This is a genomic window from Vibrio sp. 1078-1 (assembly GCF_033340475.1).
The window spans coordinates 1-518 of record NZ_JAWOWM010000905.1 but is presented as its reverse complement, the minus strand read 5'-3'; the positions used below and the strand labels follow the sequence as shown (position 1 = coordinate 518).

Below are 518 nucleotides of genomic sequence, written 5' to 3'. Positions count from 1 at the left end.
AGCTCGGCGAATAACCGCACCTTTCACATCGTAAAACCCGATCGGCACGGCAAAAGGCAATAATCGTCCGGCAACATCTGCCACTGTAATATCACCTGGATTGAGTGAAGTACGAACGCCACCTGCATTATGAATTGCAAATTGAACGTTGTGCCCGCGTTTATTTAAGCTATGAAGGAAAGAGCGAGCGACCGCACCGGCAAGTTCACTTCCGCCCAACTCATCCGGAATACGGACATGACGCTTTTTGCTTTCCACATGAGCGATCACCTGCGATTGCAAGGCACGCACACGAGGTATGTATTTATCGCTCAAAATAGCTTGAGTTTCTGGGTGTTTCTTACAGACCACAACATTTGGTTGGCCGTGAATAAAATCACAAGCGGTTTCAAATACGCCTTGGTCCAATTGTTGATTCAATGTTGAATCCCAGAAAATACGGCGTCCTAACAGTAATTCATTTTGACCATTCAACATGGTTGCTTGGCCATTCTCGTCAAACTCAAGCACACAATGGC

1 protein-coding gene is annotated in these 518 nt (G+C 46.3%); it reads right to left on the bottom strand.

Annotation, left to right across the window (positions count from 1 at the left end):
* Window positions 1-518: 5'-nucleotidase C-terminal domain-containing protein (locus R7190_RS30760; protein WP_318138327.1), on the bottom strand; the 518-nt coding region annotated here is incomplete at both ends.